This is a genomic window from Desulfospira joergensenii DSM 10085 (genome assembly GCF_000420085.1).
GTDB classification, from domain to species: domain Bacteria; phylum Desulfobacterota; class Desulfobacteria; order Desulfobacterales; family Desulfobacteraceae; genus Desulfospira; species Desulfospira joergensenii.
Genome location: NZ_ATUG01000002.1, coordinates 1,427,997 through 1,445,607, shown reverse-complemented (window position 1 = coordinate 1,445,607; position 17,611 = coordinate 1,427,997). Strand labels below are relative to the sequence as shown.

General features: G+C 50.6%; 16 protein-coding genes. 11 read left to right on the top strand and 5 right to left on the bottom strand.

All coding sequences use genetic code 11. From position 1 onward, the window contains the following. Complete coding sequence (locus F608_RS0119145; protein WP_022667288.1) at positions 1 to 903, top strand: selenium metabolism-associated LysR family transcriptional regulator; 903 nt, start codon at positions 1 to 3, stop codon at positions 901 to 903. A 288-nt stretch (positions 904 to 1,191) separates the two neighbouring features. After that, positions 1,192 to 1,956: a type 2 periplasmic-binding domain-containing protein gene (locus F608_RS32600; protein ID WP_022667287.1), complete on the top strand. Its 765-nt coding sequence runs from the start codon at positions 1,192 to 1,194 to the stop codon at positions 1,954 to 1,956. An 88-nt stretch (positions 1,957 to 2,044) separates the two neighbouring features. Here the strand turns inward: F608_RS32600 and F608_RS0119130 are convergent, their stop codons facing one another. Continuing rightward, the gene (locus F608_RS0119130; RefSeq protein WP_022667285.1) at positions 2,045 to 2,767 is read right to left on the bottom strand and encodes an enoyl-CoA hydratase/isomerase family protein; all 723 of its coding nucleotides are present in this window, start codon (positions 2,765 to 2,767) and stop codon (positions 2,045 to 2,047) included. 196 nt (positions 2,768 to 2,963) lie between these two features. Here F608_RS0119130 and F608_RS0119125 point away from each other — a divergent pair, with 196 nt between their 5' ends. The 5 genes from F608_RS0119125 to F608_RS35070 all read left to right on the top strand — a co-directional run bounded on the left by F608_RS0119125 (position 2,964) and on the right by F608_RS35070 (position 8,447). Then, positions 2,964 to 4,643: a hydantoinase/oxoprolinase family protein gene (locus tag F608_RS0119125; protein ID WP_022667284.1), complete on the top strand. Its 1,680-nt coding sequence runs from the start codon at positions 2,964 to 2,966 to the stop codon at positions 4,641 to 4,643. A 9-nt stretch (positions 4,644 to 4,652) separates the two neighbouring features. Further along, complete coding sequence (locus F608_RS0119120) at positions 4,653 to 5,966, top strand: histone deacetylase family protein (RefSeq protein ID WP_022667282.1); 1,314 nt, start codon at positions 4,653 to 4,655, stop codon at positions 5,964 to 5,966. Positions 5,967 to 6,040: 74 nt separating this feature from the next. Beyond that, positions 6,041 to 6,946: an EF-P lysine aminoacylase EpmA gene (epmA, locus tag F608_RS0119115; RefSeq protein WP_027362910.1), complete on the top strand. Its 906-nt coding sequence runs from the start codon at positions 6,041 to 6,043 to the stop codon at positions 6,944 to 6,946. Positions 6,947 to 7,079: 133 nt separating this feature from the next. Further along, entirely contained in the window at positions 7,080 to 7,550 is a 471-nt protein-coding gene (locus F608_RS0119110; RefSeq protein ID WP_022667280.1) for a CBS domain-containing protein, read from the top strand. A 3-nt stretch (positions 7,551 to 7,553) separates the two neighbouring features. Further along, complete coding sequence (locus F608_RS35070) at positions 7,554 to 8,447, top strand: CBS domain-containing protein (RefSeq protein ID WP_022667279.1); 894 nt, start codon at positions 7,554 to 7,556, stop codon at positions 8,445 to 8,447. Between the two features lie 32 nt (positions 8,448 to 8,479). Here F608_RS35070 and F608_RS0119100 read toward each other — a convergent pair whose 3' ends face one another. The 3 genes from F608_RS0119100 to F608_RS0119090 all read right to left on the bottom strand — a co-directional run bounded on the left by F608_RS0119100 (position 8,480) and on the right by F608_RS0119090 (position 11,429). Then, a complete protein-coding gene (locus tag F608_RS0119100; protein ID WP_022667278.1) occupies positions 8,480 to 9,508 on the bottom strand; it encodes an HDOD domain-containing protein in 1,029 nt (342 codons plus the stop codon). Between the two features lie 142 nt (positions 9,509 to 9,650). Then, positions 9,651 to 10,763: a DUF368 domain-containing protein gene (locus tag F608_RS0119095; RefSeq protein WP_022667276.1), complete on the bottom strand. Its 1,113-nt coding sequence runs from the start codon at positions 10,761 to 10,763 to the stop codon at positions 9,651 to 9,653. Between the two features lie 9 nt (positions 10,764 to 10,772). After that, positions 10,773 to 11,429 carry a protein-L-isoaspartate(D-aspartate) O-methyltransferase gene (locus tag F608_RS0119090; protein WP_022667275.1) on the bottom strand — a complete coding sequence of 219 codons (657 nt, stop codon included), beginning with the start codon at positions 11,427 to 11,429 and terminating at the stop codon, positions 10,773 to 10,775. A 108-nt stretch (positions 11,430 to 11,537) separates the two neighbouring features. Here F608_RS0119090 and F608_RS0119085 point away from each other — a divergent pair, with 108 nt between their 5' ends. Beyond that, positions 11,538 to 12,560: a potassium channel family protein gene (locus F608_RS0119085; RefSeq protein WP_022667274.1), complete on the top strand. Its 1,023-nt coding sequence runs from the start codon at positions 11,538 to 11,540 to the stop codon at positions 12,558 to 12,560. Positions 12,561 to 12,569: 9 nt separating this feature from the next. Here F608_RS0119085 and F608_RS0119080 read toward each other — a convergent pair whose 3' ends face one another. Beyond that, on the bottom strand, positions 12,570 to 13,160 hold the full coding sequence (locus F608_RS0119080; RefSeq protein WP_022667273.1) for a 5-formyltetrahydrofolate cyclo-ligase: 591 nt from the start codon (positions 13,158 to 13,160) through the stop codon (positions 12,570 to 12,572). A 176-nt stretch (positions 13,161 to 13,336) separates the two neighbouring features. On the opposite strand from F608_RS0119080, the gene serS reads away from it, so the two are divergent. Genes serS through F608_RS32590 form a run of 3 tightly spaced genes read left to right on the top strand, consistent with a single transcriptional unit; the run spans position 13,337 to position 17,593 of the window. Beyond that, the gene (serS, locus tag F608_RS0119075; protein ID WP_022667272.1) at positions 13,337 to 14,617 is read left to right on the top strand and encodes a serine--tRNA ligase; all 1,281 of its coding nucleotides are present in this window, start codon (positions 13,337 to 13,339) and stop codon (positions 14,615 to 14,617) included. After that, the gene (thrC, locus tag F608_RS0119070) at positions 14,607 to 16,112 is read left to right on the top strand and encodes a threonine synthase (protein ID WP_022667271.1); all 1,506 of its coding nucleotides are present in this window, start codon (positions 14,607 to 14,609) and stop codon (positions 16,110 to 16,112) included. The genes serS and thrC overlap by 11 nt, the downstream gene beginning before the upstream one ends. Then, positions 16,109 to 17,593, top strand: coding sequence for a hypothetical protein (locus tag F608_RS32590; protein WP_022667270.1), 1,485 nt, complete (start codon positions 16,109 to 16,111; stop codon positions 17,591 to 17,593). Before thrC ends, F608_RS32590 begins: the two co-directional genes overlap by 4 nt. Positions 17,594 to 17,611 lie beyond the last annotated feature (18 nt).

Below are 17,611 nucleotides of genomic sequence, written 5' to 3'. Positions count from 1 at the left end.
ATGGATTTATGGCAGCTCAAAATATTTGTCGCCGTGGTCGACCTTCAGAGTTTCTCCAAGGCCTCCGAAACGGTCAACCTTTCCCAACCCACCGTATCCACCCATATCAAAGAGCTGGAGGACCATTTCCAATGCCGGCTTCTGGACAGGCTGGGAAAGACCACCGAGCCCACAAAGGCCGGCCGTATCCTCTACAAATACTCAAAACAGCTTCTGGAGATCAAGGATCAGACCGAGGTGGCCATGTTTGATTTTCTGGGGCAGACCCGGGGAGAGTTATGTATCGGAGGAAGCACCATTCCGGCAGGCTATATTCTTCCAAGGGTGATGGGTCCTTTTATGAAGGCCTTCCCCGATGTATCCCTGTCCCTGAATACAGGGGACACCCACCAGATCATCCATGAGGTGAAAAGGGGAAGGATTGAACTGGGGATTGTGGGGGCAAAAACCGAGGATCCGGCCATTGTTCAGGAAAAACTGCTGTCCGATGAGATGAAGCTCATTGTTCCCTGTGACCATGAGTGGGCGGACAAAGCCTCTGTTCCCTGTTCCGAACTCTTTACCCAGGCCTTTATTTCCAGGGAAAAAGGGTCCGGCACCTGGCAGTCCATCCTCAAGAGTATGGATGACGGCGGGTATGATTCCGAAAAACTCAAGGCGGGCATTACCATGGGCAGCTCCATCGCCGTGATCCAGGGCATCCTTAACCACCTGGGAATCTCCATTCTCTCGACCATTGCCGTTGAAGATTATATCCAGCAGAAAAAACTGGCCGCACTTTCCGTCGAAGGTCTTGACCTGAACCGTTTCTTTTATCTCACCTACCACGCCAAACGGGTCAGATCACCCATATGCGAGAAATTCATTGAGTTGGCTAAGGCGCGCTCGAAACAGCAACTCTGATCTTTTTCTGAAATTTAAAAACTGATCATCCCCGAATATTGATCCTCACTCGAAAGATGGCGGAAAATCACTCGCCCATCATCAAAAAATATGGTATCATCTGGAAAAGAAACTCACCTCTGCTTTTTCGGACATGATCAGAAGATGGCGATATCAATCTCAAGAAATGAAAAAAAGCCACCGGAAGGAGGGTTGGTTAATGCTATCCGCATGGATGAACTAGTCTGTGACGAGTGTGCATGAATATCTCGATTCAAGGCTTTCCCTTTCGATTTTGATGGAGATCAAATGAACAAGAACAACCTTCAACGCATGGTTGGAATGTGTGTGATCACTTTTCTGTTCGCTACCACCTTCTCAATACCAAGTGAAGCTGCCGGCAGGATGATTTTGGTCGGAACGAAAGGTGTCAAAAGCTCAATGTATGGACAATGGTTAACCCTTGTCTTTACCGAAGCCTTTCGCAGGCTTGGGTATGAGTTTCAATATGATGGATACCCGGCGGCACGCGCGAGTGCAATGTCCGATGCGGGCAAGGTTGATGGAGAGATAAGCCGGGTCTTTGAGTATCAGAGAGATCATCCGAATCTGATCCGCGTGGAGGAAGCATTGTATTCGACGAACTTTGTCGCATATACCGTCAAACCAGGACTCGTGCTCAATGGATGGAAGAGCTTGAAAAATACGACCTTTAACGTGGAATACCGCCGGGGAGTAAAACTGTCCAAAAACAAATTGTCCCTGGTCGTCCCGGCAGAACATTTATCGGACGTGACCTCTGCGGAGCAGGGGTTGAAAAAGCTTATCACGAGGCGCACGGATCTGTATGTGGATGTCGAGTTTACCATCATTGAAACGATGAAGAGGCTGAATCCCGATAAATTCGATGTGTCCACCCTGTATCAAGCGGGCATCATGCAGGAAGTCAAAGCCTATGCGTATTTGCATAAGAAGCATGCCTCCCTTGTGCCGAAAGTCGCCGGGATTCTCAAAACCATGAAGCAAGAAGGCTTGTTCGATCACTATTTTGAGATCACCATGGACCAGCCATGATTTCGGAACTGAAGGCAATGGCTGCCGCATGGTTGGTCATGAGCCTGAATTCCATCCGGCTTGACAAGGGGAGCCTAAATTTGTCTGTTTAATGACCCGTCATCAGGTTGAGAGGCTCTATAAACTCTGGGTCTTCCTCTACAATGACCCGGATGATCTCTTTGTGCATCCTTTTCTTCAACTCTCCAAATATGGGCCTGGGTTTTTTATAGGTCCCCGCGTATTCAAGGGCATCGGCCATCAGGGCTTCCCGGTTTTCACATGCCTTCAGGATCACACCCCCCTGTTCCAGCTGGGGCGCGGTCATCCGCTTCCCCGACAAAATCATCTCGTTGAACAGAGGTTCCGGCACGGCCTTTCTGACAAAGGAGATCATTCCGGGAAGAAAGGGAATATTGACATCCACCTCGGGAAAGCAGAAAAACCCCCTGTCCTTTTTCATGAATCTGAAATCACAGGCACAGGAGAGAATGGCTCCGTTCCCAAAGGCATGGCCATTGATGGCGGCGATCACCGGCATGGGCATGAGAAGCAATCTTTTAAAAATATTGTTCATCCCGTACATAAAGGATTTTATGGCGGCAAAATCCTTTTCAGCAAATTTTTGTCCCAGCCATTCCACATCAATGCCCTGGGAGAAATTCTTCTCATCCGAAGAGGTGAGAACAATGGAAAAAAGATCCCTGTCATCCAGCACCTGGTCAAGACATTGGTTCATCTGTTCTGCAAATTCAAGATTATGCTTATTTGCCTTGTTGCACATTTCAATGACGGCAACCCCTTCTTTCCCGGTCCACTTAACGACTTCCATGGCCACTCCTTAAAGGTTGTTTATATCTTTTCCTGACTGGCTTATACCATCAATCCTGGCTCTTTAAAAGCCGGGAAATATTCTGGAAAACCAGAGAAAACTTCATTGACAACCCCTGCTTTTTCTGACAAGCTCCGCAGTGTTACACTAGCGTAACCAAGGGTTGATAAAACCAAAAGAAATTTAGGAAGGTGCCATGATTATTGGTCTAGATGTTGGCGGCACACATACGGATGCTGTTCTTATCAGCAGTACGGGCATTGAAAAAAAGATAAAAGTCCCCACAGACCCTGACGATTTGTTCAAAAGTGTACTTTCAGGATTTACCCGGCTCATAGACGACATTGATCCCAAGCAGGTCGAACGGGTAGTGATCTCAACCACTTTGACCACCAACGCCATTGTCCAGCAGACCATGGAGCCCGTGGGCATGATTGTTTCCGCCGGCCCGGGCATTGATCCCGAATTCTTTCGTACAGGAGAACATTATTATCCCGTTGCCGGATCCATCAATCACAGGGGCCGTGAAAAGGCCCCGGTAAACGAAATTCAGATCAAGGACATAGCCAAAAAGCTCAAAAAGGCGGGGGTGGAATATGTGGGCGTGGTCAGCAAATTCTGTGTCAGAAATCCCTCCCATGAAATCCTGATCAAGCGGATCCTGAACAAGTACTTTAAAAAGGTTTTCCTGGGCCACCATGTTTCCGGCAACCTCAACTTTCCCAGGAGAATCGCCACCACCCATTTAAATGCCGCTGTATTTTCCCTTCATAAATCCTTTTTTGAGGCGGTTGAAAACTCCCTTGAAAAAATGGGCCTGACCGTGCCCATCCAGATCCTAAAAGCCGACGGGGGCACCATGACCCTGGAGTCCTCCATGGACTTCCCGGGACAAACCGTTCTTTCCGGCCCGGCTGCCAGCATCATGGGAGCCATCCCCCATGCACCCAAAGGCCAGGATGCCATTGTCCTGGATATCGGGGGAACCACGACGGATATCGCCTTTCTGGTGGACAGGGCTCCGATTCTGGAGCCGGTGGGGATCCAGCGGGGACAGTACAAGAGCCTGATCCGGTCCCTGAGAACCGATTCCAAGGGGATCGGAGGGGATTCGGTCCTCCGGGTGGATCATGGCCAATTAATTATCGGACCCGACCGGAAAGGGCCGGCCATGGCCTTTGGCGGACCTGTGCCCACCCCGACGGACGCCCTGGTTGTCCTAGGCCTCATGGACCAGGGGGACCGGGAAAAAGCCGCTCAGGGCATCCATGAAATTGCGGAACAATTGGGGCTGACGGATCTGGAGGCGGCTGAAATGATCTTTAAACGCTGCTGTTCCATTATCCTTAAAAAGACCTTTGAAATGATCGATCAGATCAATTCAAAACCGGTTTACACGGTCCATGAATTTCTGGAGGGGTATAAGCTCAGCCCCGAGAAAATCCTTATTTTAGGCGGCCCGTCCGAGTACTTTGCAAAAAAGATTGAAGAACTCTATCAGATTGAAACCCTGGCGGTTCCGGAATCTTCCGTTGCCAACGCCATCGGGGCGGCCTGTGCCAGAACCACCTGTGAGGTTTCCCTGAATGCAGATACGGAACAGGGTATTGTCACTGCCCATGAAGAGGATTTCGCAGAACCGATCTCAAAGACATTTTCAGAAGACGATCTCATTGAGACCGCCTATGGACTCTTAAAGGAAAAGGCCGTCAATTCAGGTGCGGATGCTGAAAACCTGGATGAAGTGGAGGTGGTTGAGTTCCAGCAGTTCAATATCGTCAGAAATTTTTCGCCCAAGGGGAAAATATTCAGGACCAAAATTCAGCTCAAACCGGGTCTCATCAAAGGCTATGATACGGTTTTACAATCAAGTTGAGAGGGAATCATGTTAAAAGCATCAAATAAAACAGGACTCGTATTTTTCCCTGCCTTTGACTGGGCCATTGATCCCACCCATCCCGAACGGGAGGAACGGCTCCTCTACACCCAGGACCAGGTCACCGAGGAGGGAATTTTTGACATTCCCGGCATCATTGAATACAAACCCGATCTGGCCACCCCGGAGGATATCCAGAGAACCCACTTCTGTGTCCCGGACGAAAAGAGCATCACCACAGAATCCCATCTCATCAGTGCAGGCGGGGCCAAAGCCATTGCCGATGCCGTTCTGACCCGGGAAGTCAAAAACGGATTCGCCCTTGTCAGGCCCCCGGGCCATCACTCCATGCGGGTATCCCACGGCGGCAGGGGATTCTGCCATATCAATATGGAGGCGATCATGGTGGAGCACATCCGGTCCAAATACGGCCTGAAAAAAATCGCCATCATTGACACGGACTGCCACCATGGAGACGGCACCAACGACATTTACTGGCATGATCCGGATGTCCTTTTCATCTCCCTTCACCAGGACGGCCGGACCATGTACCCGGGCACCGGTTTTCCCGGGGAACTGGGCGGGCCCAACGCCAGGGGATCCAACCTGAACATTCCCCTGCCTCCGGGCACCTCCACCGAAGGCTATTTGTACGTGATCCGGAACTGTGTCCTGCCGGTGCTGGATGAATTCAAGCCCGATCTCGTGGTCAACTCAGCAGGTCAGGACAACCACTACACCGATCCTTTGACCAATATGAATTTTTCCGCCCAGGGATATGCCCAGCTGACCACCCTGTTAAAGCCGGACATTGCCGTTCTGGAAGGCGGATACGCCATTGAGGGAGCCCTTCCATATGTCAATTTAGGCATCATTCTGGCCATGGCCGGAATCGATTACTCGGGCGTGGTGGAACCGGACTACAACCCGGAAAAACTCAAGCAGTCCGTGAGCATCACAGACAAGATTAAAAAGACCACGGACCAAATCAACGCCTACTGGGCCCAGAGAGAATCCCTGAGGGAAAAGGCCGGAACCCCGGGAGAACTCCAGGTCCGCCACCGGGAAATCTTCTATGACACGGACAACATCTTTGAACGCCAGAAGGAAAAGATCTGGATCTGCAGGGACTGCGGCGGAAGTTTTGAAATTGACTCACAGGCCGCACCGGGAAGACACCTTCTGGGGGTGCACATTCCCATCAATGCCTGTGCCTCCTGTATTGAAAAGGGATATGAGTTCTTTGACAAGGCCGACCCGGCCAAGTACAACCGGATCTGCCTCCAGGACCGTCCCAAGGACCAGTACCTGATCAAAAAATAGCGAGAACGGTTATCAGCGGGAACAGCCAGAGCAGAAAGGAGGGAGTCCGGAAGGACTTTTTCCTTACCGGGAGTATTAAAAATCTAAGGACAAGGTCCCTTGTGATCCGGCTCACAAGGGACTTTTTTATTCAAAACGGATATTTGGAAGTGGAAACCCCCGTCATGGGACCGGCCATTATTCCCGAGGCCCACATCGACCCGGCAAGGGCCTTTTCCGGAGAATCCCCCCTGTACCTCCAGGCCTCGCCGGAACTTTATATGAAACGGCTCCTTTCCCGGGGAATCCCAAAGATCTTCCAGATCTGCAAGTGCTTCCGAAGCAATGAAAGGGGGCGGTTTCACCTGCCCGAACTGACCCTCCTCGAATGGTACGGGGCCCGGGAAACCTATGAGGATCTCATGGACCAGTGCCAGGATCTGATACGCCACATTTCCCGGGGACTGGACATGGACACAAGGCTGGCCTGCCGGGGCAGAATCCTCGACCTGGCCCCGGATTTCAAAAGACTCACCGTGGCCCAGGCCTTCAGGGAATACGCTTCCCTGTCCATGGACCAGGCCCTGGAGTCGGGCAGGTTCGACGAGATCATGGGCTTTGAGATCGAACCTTGTCTGGGCCTGGAACAGCCCTGCATCCTGCTTGACTACCCGGCTTCCATGGCCTCCCTGGCCCGGCTCAAGCCGGACAATTCAAATCTGGCCCAGAGATTTGAGCTTTATATGGCCGGGATCGAACTGGCCAACGGATTTACAGAACTCATTGACCCCAAAATCCAACGCAGCCGGTTTGAACAGGAGAACCGGGTTCGGAGTGCCAGGGGCATGGACGGTCTGCCCCTGCCTGAAAAATTCCTTTCCGACCTTGGATCCATGCCCGAAGCCGCCGGAATCGCACTGGGGTTGGACCGCCTGGTCATGCTCTTCTGCGACGCCGGCTCCATTGACGAAGTGGTGGCATTTCCCCCCGAGGAACAATAAAATCCTGAAAAGCCAACCCGTTTAAAAACCTGATAAAAACCCTTTTTTTTACCCGGATTCCGTATTATATAGATTGGTGTAATGTTCAATGCGACTCCTTGAAACCTGCCCGTTCACTGGAAAGGATCAGATCATGCAAAGAACAGCCCGGGACATCATGACCTCGAAATTTCATACACTAACGCCCACGACACCTGTGGCAGAGGCCGTAAAATTATTTAAGACTGCCGCAGAACTTGAGGGCCGTAAAGTCTTCGGCATGATGGTTATTGACGATTCCGGCCAATTGGCCGGTATGATCTCCATGTATGACATCCTCCTTTTCATGAGGCCCAAGCATATCCATATCTGGGGCCGGATGGAGGATATAGACATGGCCGGCATCATTGAAAAAGCCTTTGACAAGACCCGATCCATACTGGTGGGGGATATCATGACCCCGGATATCATCACCGTTGCCCCCCAGACCCATATTCTCATGGTCCTGGACCTGATGATCAAGAAACATGTCCGGCGCCTTCCCGTGGTGGAAGAGGAAAAGATTCTGGGGATCGTCTACATCTCTGACCTTTTCTACAATTTCCTTGACCGGTTTACGGAGTAAACCATGCCGGGATCAGAAAAAAAAACATTGACCGGACTCGCCGTCAGCCGGGCCATGCGCCGCCAGGTGATCCGGCTGGACCAGGATGCTTCCATTGCCGGAGGAATCAATGCCCTGACCAAATACAAGGTCAACGGCCTTCTGGCCACGGACCGGGAAGAAAGACCCTCGGGAGTTTTATCCAAGACCGATATCATGGGGGCTTACTATGCCGGTTTTCCCCTGGACACCCCGATAAAGGATATCATGAGCAGTCCGCCCCTTTTCTGTTCATACCAGGACGCCATTGACAAGGCCCTGGATACCATGCGGTCCATGGGCATATACCGGCTCTATGTCCTGGAAAAGGGAGGAGACCGGGTCATCGGCTCCCTGGCCTACCCCGATATCGTCGGTCTGCTTTACCAGTATTGTCACAACTGCGAATACGGCCATGTCCGGACAAAAAACAGCCCAGCCCGGAAGGAAGTCCAACGGATTCTTGTCAAGGAGATCATGACCCGGGAAATCAAATCGGTGATAAAGGGCCTTCCCATCTCCCGGGCCATAGAAGAGCTGTCCTTTTACCGGTTCGGGGCCATCCTGATTATTGACAAAGACAAGACTCCCTGCGGGGTGATATCCAAAACAGATCTGACATTGGCCTACCGGCGCGGGACCGACCCCGGAGAGCCCGTACAGGCCATCATGTCTTCCCCGGTTCAGACCTGCGGATCAGACCAGTTATTGGAAGATGCCATCAGAATCATGATCTTTTCCGACATTCACCGGCTTTTTGTCCAAGAATCAGGAACAAAGGACCTGACCGGGGTAATTTCCCTTTCCGATGCCGCCCGGATCAGGTCCGGATCCTGTCATGCCTGTATCAGCGCCCGGATAAAAATCGAAACCCCCTAGGCCACTTCTCCCTTGGCAACACCCCGGAAAAATTAAGTAAAAATAGACTTCACCCAGGAGAAGAGACCCTTTTTCTCCGGATCCACGGCTGGACCTGGACCGGGCCGGCCTTTGCCGGGAAGGGCCGGGGAGTCTTGTTTGTCTTTGGAAGAGACCCCGGTTACGCTTTCGGATTTTTCTTCCAGGACCTGGAAGATCTCCCGGGTGATAGGTTCCCGTATCTCGGTTTTGGTCAGCAGAGACCTGGATTCTTTCAAAATCCAGGTGGATTCGGGTGGCATGATTATTCCGTCCCCATTGGCGCCGATCCCGGATACGGCGGCAAGACTGTAAGCATACTGGATCAGGGCCGCAATGTCCCTGGAGTCCTTGGGCGCAGCCCCGGGATCCTGATAGTGCCGGACGCCGGCAATAACGCCTGCGGGGATATTCCAGACCCCCAGAAGCTTGGATGCCACCAGGGCATCGGTGGTGCCGAATTCTTCCAGTTCAATGACATGGAGGGGCAGTTCTTCCTGGCGGGCCATCTGAATACACCTTGAAAACCGGTCAGGATGATTGATGGCAAAGATCAATTTGCCGATGCCATGGAGGAGTCCGGCAATATACAACTCTCCGGGCAGAACGTTCAGCCCCAGGTTTGGGTGTCCCAGACGCCTGGCCGCAACCGCACATGCCCAGGAAAATGCCCAATAATGTTTGACAGAAAATCCCTCGATTTCAGGAATTTCGGGAAGCATGCGCTGGAAAAAATAAAAATTAACGGATTCGATGGCCTCTTTCAATCCCACCCGGCCTATGGCCGAACGCAAACTGACCACATCTTCCACCCCTTTGAAGTAGATGGAATTAGCCAATTGCAGCACCATGGAATAGATCCCCGGATCCGGCTCAATTAATTTGATCAACTCATCCGTATCGATCTTTTCAACGGGTTGTCGAACAAGCTGCATCAGCTTCGGTCCATTGGCCGGCATGGGGGGGAATTTAAAGCCTGAATTTAAAATTTCCAGAGAAATGGCGTTTGCAATGGTCTCATCACGCTGTGTTCTTTTATTCATATTTTTCCCAGTATCCGGAAAAACCGGATTTACATGGTTAGAAAATCATGAGGTCGACAGGTACAATCCAACCGGACCTTATTCCTGATTCACGAATTTTTATGATAATAGAATTTGAATGAAATAAAAGTCAATTAATTATTTATGATTCCAGACGGACAAAACCGTACATGACAGCACAGCCGGCGCAAAAAAAGAGAAGGGAGAGCCCTGTCTGGACCCCTGACTGGGGAAGGATATTGATATTGGTGTATACACTTACATTGTTCAGGACAGCGATCCCTCCGTCCTGCTTAACGTACTGCTCTGCCATGATCATGACTTTTTTAAACGGCCATAAAGCATATAGGGATCCCCCCATCAGGCCCGTCAGAAAGGCCATGGTCGAATCGTAATGCCGCCGGAGCACGTAATTGATCAGCTTGGCAAACAAAAGGCCGCCAAACACCAGGCCCATACCAAAGGAGCCCAGAAACAAAAGGGGTTCCAAATGAAGATCTTTTAGTGCGGAAATGGCGGAGATAACGTCAAAGTATGCCCCCATGAGGATGAGAACCAGGGAGCCGCTGATGCCGGGCAGGACCATGGCCGAGATGGACACGGCCCCGCAGAACACGGCATATGCATACTCTTTTCCCGTATATTTACCGGTAGATACCGGCTGCCCTTTTTCCACGGGGAGGGCTCCCGGATCTTTGGCTTCGGTCTGTTCATACTGAAGTTTATAATGATCCGACTTTATTTTGACCTTGTCATAGGGATTGACCTGGCAGGCCACCATGAGGGTCAGTCCCGCACCCAGGACTGCCCAGAAAATCAATCCCGCCCTTCTGGACCGGATCATCTTCACCGGGATGATTACAGATACCAGGATCAGGCCGAAGAACAGGGAATAGGTCATGGAAAAATGGTGGATCAGCAGATATTTCATCAGGCTCGAAAGGGCAAGGATGGCTGCCACGGCGCCTGCGATGAGTTTGAAAAGGAACAGGAAATCGTTCTCCCTTAAAAAATCCCCAAGCGCTTTAAAAGCGGCTCTGGAGCCGCCTTCTTTTACCAGGGAAAAAATCAATCCTGAAAAGGTAAGCAGGGTTGCTCGGGTGATCCGGTCCAGAACGGCAAATACACGTTCATAGATCTTGAAGATAAGGAGAAAGGTACCTCCGGAGACCCCGGGAATGATATTGGCAGTCCCCAGGCAGAACCCCATGAGCAGTTCCTTGACAAGGGAAGCCCGTGAGCCTTTTTCTTTCATAGTCCCGGCCTATTGGCTCCATCCGTGCTGACCGATGAGCTTGACAAAGCGGCATCCGCCCAGATTGGTGGTTTCCACCCCGGACTCGGTCTTTTTCAACTTGATCAGATCCTGGGTAAGCTGTCCCCCCACGGGCATGACCAGGCATCCCCCCACGGCAAGCTGATCCACCAGGGGAGGGGGAACCTGGTTTCCTCCGGCAGTGACGATGATGGCGTCAAAGGGGCTTTCTTCCTGCCACCCCTGGGTGCCGTCGGAGTACCGGGTAACGATATTATGATACTTGAGCCGGTCAAACAATTTCCGGGTCTGGAGAAAAAGGGTGTTGTTCCGTTCAATGGTATAGACCTTGTAAACGATCCGGGACAGAACGGCCGCCTGGTAGCCTGACCCGGTGCCGATTTCAAGCACCCGTTCCGTTCCCTGCAGTTCAAGGCACTGGGTCATTTCGGCAATGATATAAGGCTGGGAAATGGTCTGTCCCTCGCCAATGGGCAGGGGGAAGTCACCATAGGCGCTGTCCACAAGGGCCTCGCTCACGAACAAGTGGCGGGGGACCCTATTCATGGCATCGGTCACAAGGGGATCGGTCACACCCCTGGCAATGATCTGCCGTTCAACCATTTCCCTGCGCCAATTGGCAAATTTTTTGGGTTCGTCATTCATGAACCCCTTAATATCAGCAAGCCCGTCCCCCGTCAAGAAGATAGCGACCATGGGAGCCGGCCATTACATACTTGCTTTTTCCCGCAAACAAACGTATTTATACCCCTTATGAAGCCCCTTATCAAAATTGAAATCGCCATATTGGCTGCCGTCTGTATTTTTGGAGTCGGCATTTCAGGATATATGCTCATCGAGGACTGGAGTTTTCTGGATGCCGCTTATATGACGGCCATCACCCTGAGCACTGTGGGATTCATGGAGGTCCATGAAACCCATCACTTTGGCAAGATCTTTACCATTATCCTGATTTTCACCGGCGGGGGGTATTATCTTTACCTGGTCAGCGTCATCAGCAAATCCATCATTGAGGGTGAAATAAAAACATTGCTAGGGAGGCAGCGGTTGGACAAAAAAATACAAAAACTCAAAGGTCATTATATAGTCTGTGGTTACGGCCGTATCGGCAGGGTCCTTTGCAATCTGATCAACGAGGAAACCGACAATCTTCTGGTCGTTGAACAGGAAGAATCCCTCCGGGATGCGCTCAGTAAAGACAAGATCCATCATATCATCGGGGATGCCTCCGATGAAGAGCTTCTGCTAAAGGCGGGGATAGAAAGGGCCGGATTTCTTGTGGCCTGTCTGGCCACGGATACGGCAAATGTCTTCCTGGTCTTGACGGCACGGCAGCTCAATCCGGATATTTATATCATGGCCAGGGCCTCCAGTCCCGATGTCAGGAAAAAACTTCTGGTGGCCGGAGCCAACAAGGTGGAATCGCCCTATGATACCGGGGCCATGTCCATGGGTTTGAAGCTTCTGAGGCCCAGTGTGAGAAGCTTTCTGGATACCGCTCTCTCCAGGAAACATGATGCCATCCAGATCGAAGAACTCTTTGTCCCGTCATCCTCCCGGTATACCAATGTGGCGTTGAAAGATTCGGGTATCCGCCAGGACTTCAACCTGATCATCATCTCCATCAAAAAAGAATCGGGGGAAATGCATTTTAATCCTCACTTTGAAACCCTGATCGAGCCCAAGGACACGGTCATTGTCATGGGAAAAACCCCGGACCTGAAGCGCTTCCAGACTGCCCTCAATCCCGGAAAAGATGATTCTCCCCTCTCTTAAGAGGAAATTCTATATCTTATAGATTACACGCTCATCCGTAATAATAATATCCAGGGTGAACTTCCTTGATTCCATGTGGACCTGATCCACCATCTGCTCTTCATAGGCAAGAGCCACCTTTCTGCAGGTTTCCGGCAGTTTGGTGATCAGTTTGGTATAGTAATTATTGCCAAACCCCACCCGGCCGCCCTTATCATCAAATGCAAGCCCGGGAATGATGGCAATGTCCACCTCTTCCAGGAAGATCTTCTTGCACCGGCCCGGGTCAGGTTCCAGGATACCATCTGAGTTGATGACAAGGTCCTTGGCAAAATCACTGATTTTATAAAGAAGAAAGGAATTTTTTGCCTCGGTGAATACGGGCAGGATAACTCCCTTTTCAATCTGGAGAGTTCTTTCAATGATGGACTCGGTCTGGATAATTTTACTATTTAAGGGAGTATATAAAAGTGACAGCTGGGATTCCATAAAGTTAGCAAATTCAAACAGCTTTTCTTCAATGGCTTCAGACTTTTTTCCCAGTTCTTCTTCCGTTAGAGCGCCGAACCTTTCATCGACCTGAGCCAGCACGCTGTTTTTTGTGTTTTTCATTTCTTCCATAATTCATTTTTCCTTGGGCTAAAAAGTTTTTAAGAAATATTATACACATGACCCCGCTTGTCAACCTGCAATAATCATTGACTGTTTACAGGCCCCGTGCTATCAGAGTAAAATTGTGAAGAATCTTATCAGATATGATATTGGCAACCCGCAAACCGGTAAACGCAAGGATCGAAATGTTAGATATAAAACAGATAACAAATGACTTGAACATTGTACAAAAAGGAATGGAAAAAAGGGGAGCAGACATTGATTTCTCAGAATTCCTTGAAAATGAAGCAAAAAGAAAAGCCCTACTCATGGAAATCGAAGAGCTTCGACACGAGAGGAATACGGCTTCCGATGAAATCGCTCAAATGAAAAAATCGGGTCAGGATGCCCAGTCCAGTATAGAAAAAATGCGCAAAGTTTCCGAGAGGATCAAAGATCTTGACAAAGACCTGTCCGGGGTTGAGGAAACCATTAACAATTTTTTAATCACACTTCCCAACCTGCCCCATGATGACGTGCCCAAGGGAAAGGACGATACCGAAAACCGCCTGGAAAAAACCCAGGGCATTCTCCCGGAATTTGATTTTCCCGTTAAGGATCATGGAGATATAGGGGAAGACCTAGGAATTCTGGATCTTGGAAGGGCAACCAAATTGGCCGGATCCAGGTTTCCCCTCTACCTGGGTTCCGGGGCCAGGATGGAACGGGCCCTGATCAACTTTATGCTGGACATCCATACCCTGGAACACGGATACAAAGAGGCTCTCCCCCCTTTTATCGTCAACCGGACCACCATGACCGGAACCGGTCAGCTACCCAAGTTTGAAGAGGATCTGTTCAAGCTGGAAGGGTGGGATTACTACCTGATTCCCACCTCCGAGGTTCCCATCACCAATATCTATGCCCGGGAGATCCTTACCGAGGACCAGCTTCCTTTGAAATTTACCGCCTATACCCCCTGCTTCAGATCCGAGGCCGGTTCCTACGGACGGGATACCAAGGGATTGATCCGCCAGCACCAGTTCAATAAAGTGGAGATGGTCAAAGTCTGCACTCCTGAATCCTCCTTTGATGAGCTGGAATCCCTCTTATCCAATGCGGAAACCATTCTCCAGCGTCTGGAACTGCCCTACCGGGTGGTGACCCTGTGCACCGGCGATCTGGGGTTTTCAGCCACAAAAACCTATGACATTGAGGTCTGGATGCCGGGGCAGGACAAGTACAGGGAAATATCATCCTGCAGCAACTGCCTCGATTTTCAGGCCCGGAGGGCCAATATCCGGTTTAAGAGAAAAAATGCCAAGAAGACGGAGTTCTGCCATACCCTGAACGGATCAGGCCTGGCAGTGGGAAGGACATTTGCCGCCATTCTTGAAAATTATCAACAGGCAGACGGAACCGTTAAGGTGCCCGAAGCTCTGATTCCGTACATGGGGGGCCAGACGGTTATCCAAAATGAATCTTGATCTCTTTCCGGAGGATATCCGGCCCCATATCATCCCCGAGCCCCGGGGGGAACTCTACTATAAATGTCTGGGCTGCGGCGCCGAGTTTCCCGTTACCCGGCTTCTCTATGTCTGCAGCGAATGCAGCCAGGTGCTTCTTATCCATGACAGAAATGCCAAGGACCTGAAAAAAATCCCCGGAAAAACCTGGCAGAGAATTCTGGATTATCGAAAAATGCTCAAGATCCCCGCCCTCAAAGGCATCTATCGATACCATGAATTTATCGGTCCTGAGATTCCCCTCAGTTCCATCATCTACCTGGGAGAAGGTCATACACCGGTGGTTGAGGCCAGCCCTTTTCTCCGGGAGAAAACCGGACTCAATTTTTTCTATAAAAATGACGGTCAGAATCCCAGTGCATCTTTTAAGGACAGGGGCATGGCCAGCGCCCTGTCCAGCATCAAGTATCTTCTTGACCAAAACCTGGTATCCGATGTCATTGCCGTATGCGCCTCCACCGGCGACACTTCAGCGGCTGCAGCCCTTTATTCATCCTACCTGGGAGGATTGATCAAGTCTGCGGTTCTTCTGCCCCATAAAAAGGTCACCACCCAGCAGCTTTCCCAGCCCCTGGGAAGCGGGGCCAACGTCTTTGAGATTCCTGGAGTGTTTGATGACTGCATGAAAATCGTCGAATACCTTTCCTCCCGGTATGCCGTAGTGCTCCTCAATTCCAAAAACGCCTGGCGAATCCTGGGACAGGAATCCTTTTCTTACGAAATCGCCCAGGATTTCGACTGGGACATGGAGAACAAGGTCGTGGTGGTTCCCATCGGCAATGCCGGCAATATCTCCGCCGTCATGAACGGATTTTTGAAATTCCTGGATGCCGGGATCATAGACCGGCTTCCGAAAATCATCGGGGTTCAGTCGGAACATGCAGATCCGGTTTTTCAATACTACCTTGAACCCGACGAGGACAAAAGAAAGTTCAGGCCTGTTGACACCCGGCCCAGCGTGGCCCAGGCCGCCATGATCGGCAACCCGGTTTCCATGCCCCGGGTCATTGGAATCACCAGGAAGTACAACCGGGCTTCGGGCGGCCAGAATGTTTTTTTCGTCCAGGTCAGGGAACAATCTATAATGGACTGGCAGCTGACGGCCAACAAAAACGGCCATATCACCTGCACCCAGGGAGGAGAATGTCTTGCCGGACTGGTCCGGGCCCATGAACTGAACCTGGTCTCTCAAAAGGAGACCGCTATTCTGGACGCCACGGCCCATGCCATTAAATTTTCCGAGTTCCAGGACCTCTACTTTAAAAAGCAAATCCCGGAGGCATATCAGATCCAGCCGGATCCGGGGTTTATCAATCTGCCGGAATTGATTTCACCGGACGATCCCCAAATGGTGCCGTCCCAGGAAAAAAGATTGAACGATCGGGACTTTAAAGTCTTTGTAAAGGATATTGCCGGAAAAATCGCAAAAAAACTGGCGCTTCACCCAAGTAAATGATGAAAGTATTTTACCCTAAAAAATCGTCCGGAACCATGCTTGCCTTTTTGGTCCTAAGCCTGCTTTGTATCCTCCCGGGCAGAACCGGATCCCTGGATGCCAAAACGGTAAAAACCTCCTATAAACAGTATTCCATCTTTGCCTTTGAAGGTAAGGATTTCCTTTGCGAGCCCTATATCGTTAAAAAAGATGACTGGCTCTATAAGATCTTCAGGCAGAAAGGGGAAATTTCGGAAAAGGATTTCCCCTTCTTTTTAAAGATATTTAAAAGCATCAACCCCGACATCAACAATATTGACGCCATATTGCCGGGAATCAATATCCTCATCCCCCTGAAACGGATAAATAAAAAATCCTATGAACAGGACAGCCAAGGCATTGTGGAGGTTCCAGTGGTTGAATTCTCCTCGGCTCCGGAACCCCGGAATTCTCTATCCTCCTTTATTACCGAACACACCGTCCAGCCCGGAGACACCGTTTCCGAACTTTTGGACTCTGCCTTCCTGAAAAAAGGGGGCGGAGTATCTGCCCAGGGAAAAGAGGTTTTCTCCCGCCTCAATCCCGATGTAAAAGATATCGACATCGTTTACCGGGGATCCCGGGTCAAAATACCGGATCCGGCCATTCTGTCCCAGTCCTGGTTTGAATCCTTTCTTGAGCAGGGGACCACCTTCATGACAGGACAAAATTCCCCCGCCCTTGAAAAGCAGATAAAAGCCCTGCCCGTAGTCCAGGAGCATAAGATACAGCAGTTGAAACGCTATGCCTCGCTGATTCAGGGTACCATCATCAACCAGGGAACCATGCATTTCCCGGGAAAACCTCCCCTCCCCGATGTGGAGTTGGATCTTTCCAGAACTCCGGTCATTGAAACCGGGGACCAGGGCAGAATATTAATTCTGCCCCGGGAGAACTCCTTTGACGATTTATTGCTCCAAAGCGTTAAATCTTACTGGGCTCAGTTGAAAACCATGGGAATAAATCAGGTTATTCACGAAGCCGAAACCCTGGCCAGGGAACAGGGTGTCCGTGTACCCGCCTCTCTGGATGATGTGCTCGGAGGTCTTCTGCCCGCCATGGGGCTTACCTATCATCCGGAAGAAAAAGTCCTCTTTTCCGTGGAAAATATCGAGATGTCAGCCCTGTTGGGGAGGATAATTTTCAAAGACCGGGCCGATCTTCTCATTAATGCGGGAAAAGTATTTGGACTTGCAATCGATGCTCTGACGAAGCGGGGATATGATGTCCTGTTTGTTTCACCCGACCTCACGGCAAGGGAGATCTGCGTCACCCTGCTGGCCCACCTGGGCTATACCACCTGGGAAGATCCCCCTTTTACCCGGCAGGGAATGGTGGAAACCATTTCAGGAATCTATGCCCTGGGAAATGATAAAAAGCTTTTCATTTCCTGGACTCCCCTTGACTCCTCTGCCCAGGATTTTTTGACCTCTGAAAACATTGACCTGATTCAATTAAATTAAAACCATACGGGGAATTAT